The sequence below is a fragment of the Streptomyces sp. CO7 genome (genome assembly GCF_053474865.1).
In genome coordinates this window covers 272,887-277,743 of sequence record NZ_JBRIOU010000003.1, presented here as the reverse complement: position 1 = coordinate 277,743, position 4,857 = coordinate 272,887, and the positions used below count along the sequence as shown (strand labels likewise).

General features: G+C 72.9%; 6 protein-coding genes. 2 read left to right on the top strand and 4 right to left on the bottom strand.

Translation table 11 applies throughout. The features are described from left to right. Positions 1–83 precede the first annotated feature (83 nt). The 3 genes from ACOV8S_RS11140 to ACOV8S_RS11130 all read right to left on the bottom strand — a co-directional run bounded on the left by ACOV8S_RS11140 (position 84) and on the right by ACOV8S_RS11130 (position 3,039). On the bottom strand, positions 84–1,103 hold the full coding sequence (locus tag ACOV8S_RS11140; RefSeq protein ID WP_448317621.1) for an NlpC/P60 family protein: 1,020 nt from the start codon (positions 1,101–1,103) through the stop codon (positions 84–86). 296 nt (positions 1,104–1,399) lie between these two features. Continuing rightward, positions 1,400–2,749, bottom strand: a complete 1,350-nt coding sequence (locus ACOV8S_RS11135) for an NYN domain-containing protein (RefSeq protein ID WP_448317619.1) — start codon at positions 2,747–2,749, stop codon at positions 1,400–1,402. 50 nt (positions 2,750–2,799) lie between these two features. After that, positions 2,800–3,039: a hypothetical protein gene (locus ACOV8S_RS11130; RefSeq protein ID WP_108953804.1), complete on the bottom strand. Its 240-nt coding sequence runs from the start codon at positions 3,037–3,039 to the stop codon at positions 2,800–2,802. A 193-nt stretch (positions 3,040–3,232) separates the two neighbouring features. Between ACOV8S_RS11130 and ACOV8S_RS11125 the strand changes: the two genes are divergently transcribed. Continuing rightward, on the top strand, positions 3,233–3,964 hold the full coding sequence (locus ACOV8S_RS11125; protein ID WP_448317618.1) for a rhomboid family intramembrane serine protease: 732 nt from the start codon (positions 3,233–3,235) through the stop codon (positions 3,962–3,964). Beyond that, a complete protein-coding gene (locus ACOV8S_RS11120) occupies positions 3,961–4,242 on the top strand; it encodes an Lrp/AsnC family transcriptional regulator (RefSeq protein ID WP_108953802.1) in 282 nt (93 codons plus the stop codon). The genes ACOV8S_RS11125 and ACOV8S_RS11120 overlap by 4 nt, the downstream gene beginning before the upstream one ends. Positions 4,243–4,364: 122 nt before the next feature. Here ACOV8S_RS11120 and ACOV8S_RS11115 read toward each other — a convergent pair. After that, positions 4,365–4,857: aminotransferase class V-fold PLP-dependent enzyme (locus ACOV8S_RS11115; protein WP_448317617.1), on the bottom strand; the 493-nt coding region annotated here is incomplete at its 5' end.

The following is a 4,857-nucleotide window of genomic DNA, read 5'->3' as shown; positions in this document are numbered from 1 at the left end:
TCGGCGGGGCGCACGGTCGACGCGAGTCGCCCGGTTTCATCCGACCGGGTGACGGCGAGGGGGTTTCGGAGGGTGGGCGGCGATCAGACCCGCACGCCGAACTGGAACGGCATGTTGTTGATCGACTCGTAGCGCACGACGGTGCCGGTGCGCGGCGCGTGCAGCACCTGGCCGTTGCCCGCGTAGAGGCCGACGTGGTGCTGGTCGCCGTAGAAGATCACCAGGTCGCCGACCTGGAGCTGGTCCCTCGTCAGGTGCGGGCCGTAGTTGGCCTGGGCCTGCGAGGTCCGCGGCAGGCCGACGCCGGCCTGGCCGTAGGCCCACATGGTGAGGCCGGAGCAGTCGAAGGTGGTCGGACCGGTGGCGCCGTAGACGTACGACGAGCCGATCTTGGTCTGCGCGGCGGCGAAGGCGGCCGAGGCGCGACCCGAGGCGGCCTTTCCTCCGGTGAGGCCGGCCGACTTCGCGGCGTCCGCGGCCTCCTCCTGAGCCATCTTGGCCCGCTCGGCTGCGGTGAGGGTGTTGAGCAGCTTCTGGGCCTCGGCCAGCTTGGCCTGGACCTCCTTGCGCTTCTTGCCCAGCTCCTCGCGCGTCTCGGCGAGGTCGTCCAGCTTGGTGGCGGCCTCCTGGCGCTGCTGGGTGAGCTCGCGCTGCTTGTCCTGGATCTCGGCCAGGGCCTCGACCTGCTGGTTGCTCAACTGGTCGAGGGTGGACGCCTTGTCGAGGTAGTCGTCCGGGTCGGCGGAGAGGAAGAGCTGCATCGAGGAGTCGATGGTGCCGCTGCGGTACTGCGCGGCGGCGGCCATGCCGATCGCGTCGCGGAGTTCGTTGAGGTCGTCCTGACCGCGGGCCACGTTGTCCTGGAGAGCGTCGATCTCCTTCTCGAGCTTCTCCTGCTTCTCCTTGGCCCCGTTGTACTTCTCGGTGGCCTGCTCCGCCTGCTCGTGGAGCTTGTCGACCTTCTCCTTCACCTCGCCCTTGCTGGGCTTGGCGGGCGCGGCCTGGGCGGAGTTGCCGCCGAGGACGACGGCGGCTGCCGCTGCGGTGGTCAGCACAGTGACACGTGCGCGGCTCGGCTGCTTGGGTCGACGGTGGGACGCCACGTGGGCGGTCTCCTTCTGCCATCAGCCGCCTGCCGGAGAGCACACCTGGCGGGCGGTGAGCCTCCGCCGTCACTCCCTCTGAGCGATCACCCGAGCGAAGGTTCGATGGCTAAACCTAGTGACCTTCTTGTGATCAGTTCAAATCCTCGTACGTAAAATCTCGCCACCACCGGTGAACTTTCCCCGCAACTCACCTGCGGTGATGCCCGGATAACTGTGCGTCGCGGCCGAAAACGGTCAACGGACCCATAGGCGCCGGGAAGCGACAGAAGGGACGCGGGTGCCGCGGGTGGGATTCAGCCGCGGCTGAAACGCTTGAGGAGCACCGCGGAGGCGACCGGCCGGGCACCGGCGCGGGCCACCCCGTCGGCGACCTCGCGGTCGGTGGAGACGACCACCACCGGCCGGCCCGAGGGCTCGGCGCGCACCAGCTGGCGGATCAGCTCGTCGGCGGTGACTCCCGGTTTGGAGAACAGCACCCGCACCCCGCGCGGGGGCGCCAGCAGCACCGGCGCGACCAGTTCGGCGCCGTCGAAGACGCAGGTGACCTCGCAGTTGGTCTGCGCGGCCAGCGCGGACAGCTGGCCCAGCAGCCGCAGGCGCTGCTGCTCCAGGGGCATCTGCGGATAGCCGGTCTTGGTGACGTTGTAGCCGTCCACGACCAGATGGGCCTGGGGCAGCGCGAGCAGCTGGTCCAGGATGGCGGGGTCGTCCTCGGAGAGCGCGCGGGCGGCGATGTCCTTGGGCGTCATCCGGCCCGGCTCCACGGCGTCGACCGTCTCGGCGGGCCACACCGACACGGGCGGCAGGGCGAGTTCGCGGCGCAGCCCCTGGGCGGCCTCCAGCACGGTGTCCAGCAGCAGCCGGGCGCGCATGTCCTCGATGCTGCGGCCCTCCCGGACCGCCTTGCGGCCGGCCTCCAGGGCCGCCTCGGTCTCGCCGAGCCGTGCCTTGAGCCGCCGGCTCTCGCTCTCCGCCGCGGACAGCTGGGCCTGGGTCTGCGCGCGCACCTCGTCGAGTTCGCCGCGGAGTTTGCGCTGTGCGGCCTCGCCGCGCTTGACGTCGCTGAGGGCCGAACGCAGCTTGCGGTGCAGCGACTCGGCCTCCTTGCGCGCCGCCTCGAGCTCGGCGCGCAGCCGCTCGGTCTCGGAGCGGACCTGCTCCCTGGCGGCGGCCGCCTCGGCGCGCAGCCGCTCCAGTTCGGCCCGGGTCTCCTCGTCGGCCCGCTCCGCCTCGACGCGCTGAGCCTCCTCGCCGGCGGCGGTCACCAGCTTGACCCAGCCGGACGGGCGCAGCACGTACGCGGCGGCGGCGACGTCGAGCGGGTCCGCGGCCGGCGGCGGGGCGCCCGTCTCCAGGGCGGCGGCCAGCTCCGGCTGGGTTTCGCGGAACTTCTCCCCCACGCGCTGCCGGAACTGGCTCTCGGCCTCCAGCGCGGCCGCCATCGCGTTGCCCGCGAACTTGGCGCGCCGGCTCGGCGTGAAGCGGGCGTACTGCCGCAGCTGCGCGGGGAGTTCGGCCACGGTCAGGGAGCCGAACGCGTCCGCGGCGATCTGGACGACCCGGCGCCGCACGCCGTCGGGCAGCGGACGGTCGAGCACCTCAGCGGCGCCGTCGTCCGGCCTCCCGCCTCCGTCACCGGCCATCCGTCACACCTCGCCTGTCGTCCGTCGTCCTAGGAGCCCGGGCCGCTCCGTCAGGAGCCGGCGCCGGGCCTGTCCACCAGTTCCACCTTGTCCACCGCGTTGCACCAGCGGCAGCGGACCGACTCGATGGTCTCACTGACCACCTCGCGTTCCTCCACCGTGGGCGCGCCCGCGAGGTCGAGGTGGACGTACTCGACGACCTTGGAGGAGCGGGTGACGTCGAAGCGGGTGAGGTTGCCGCAGAGCGTGCACCGCCAGCGGGTCGTCTCGGTGGGGAGGGGAACCGTCATCGCGGGCTACGCCTCTTTCTCGTCCGGGGCCTTCGCGGCGCCCGTGGCGGGCGCCGGAGTCCGTGCGGGTACCTGTGTGTACCGGTGGATCCTGTGCGTGGTAACCCTACGGCCATTCGCGGGCCGGTCGCTCGCGTGTCCACGGCGGCGAGGCGACGCCTGCCCGCCGCATCCGGTACGTCACACTTCGTGCATGATCCGCGACTGGAGCACGGCGTTCGCCGCGGCGGTCCGGAGCCGGCCGGCGCCCGTCACCCATGGCCTGACGGCGCTGTGCGTGCTGCTCTTCCTGATCGGACCCGCCTCCGGCCTCAACCCCTTGTACGGGACCGGGGAGGAGTTGGTCGCGGCGCAGCGGGCCTGCTTCCGGCGCTGGGGGGTGGTGCCCGCCGAACTACTCTCCGGGGACCCGGACGCGCTGGTGACGCCGCTGACGGCGCTGTTCGTGCACGGCGGGTGGCTGCATCTGCTGGGCAACCTCCTCTTCCTTCAGGTCTTCGGCGTGATGACCGAACAGCGCATGGGCAGCGTGCGGTTCGCGCTCTTCTACCTGGGCTGCGGCAGCCTGGCGCTGGTCGGGTACGCGCTCGCCGACCCCTCGTCCGGGCAGTCCCTGGTGGGGGCGTCCGGCGCGGTGTCCGCGGTGCTCGGGGCGTTCCTGCAGCTCTTCCCCCGCGCGCGGATCACCAGTCTGCTGCCGTTCCTCTTCTTCCTGCCGGTGCGGCTGCCCGCATGGGTGGTGCTGCCGTTGTGGGCGGGCCTGCAGTGGCTGGGCGCGGAGCGCGCCGGGGAGGGGCCCGGGGTGGCGTACCTGGCGCACCTGGTGGGCTTCGGGCTGGGGTTCGCCGCCGCTCGGACGGCGTTCCGGGGGACGACTACAGTGAGTCCACCAGCGACGGCCACCCAGGGAGAGAACCAACCGTGATCACCGCGATCGTGCTCATCAAGACCAGCGTGGACCGGATCCCCGAGATCGCGCAGGACATCGCCTCCCTGGAATCCGTCAGCGAGGTCTTCTCGGTGACCGGCACCTACGACCTGATCGCCATGGTGCGGGTGCGCGAGCACGACGACCTGGCGGAGGTCATCCCCGGGCGGATCAGCAAGATCCCCGGCGTCCTGGGCACCGACACCCACGTCGCGTTCCGCACGTACTCGCAGCACGACCTGGAGGCCGCGTTCGCCATCGGCCTCGACTCCTGACCGCAGCCGGAACCGGGACCGGGACCTGACGGACGCCCCCCCGGCGGCCGGGGGGCGGGACGGACCCGCCCCCGAGGGCGCCCCCTGTGGGCGCCCCGGCCGCGCGCCGCGCGGGGCCGCCGTCAGAGGGTCTCGCCGGTCAGCTCGGCCAGCGCGCCGAGCAGCCGGTCCACGTGCTCGACCGGGGTGCCGACGCCGAAGCTCACCCGGACGGCGTCCAGCGGCGAGGCGCCGCCCGTCCCGCACTCGGCGGCCGTGTCGGGACCCTCCCCGAGGAGCCGGCGCACCAGCGGGTGGGCGCAGAACAGCCCGGCCCGCACCCCGATGCCGTAGGACGAGGCCAGCCGGTCGGCGAGGTCGGCGCCGTCGAGGCCGTCCACCACGAAGGACACCACGCCCACCCGGGCCGCGTCGTCGCCGAACAGCGAGAGCACCCGCACCCGGGGCAGGGCGGCCAGGCCCTCACGGAGCCGTCCGAGCAGGGCCTCCTCGCGGGCCGCGAGCACGGCGAGGTCCGCCTCGGCGAGCGCCCGGCAGGCGGAGGCCAGGGCGTGCACGCCGACCACGTTGGGCGAGCCGGCCTCGTGGCGGGCCGGGCCGGTGTGCCACTCGACG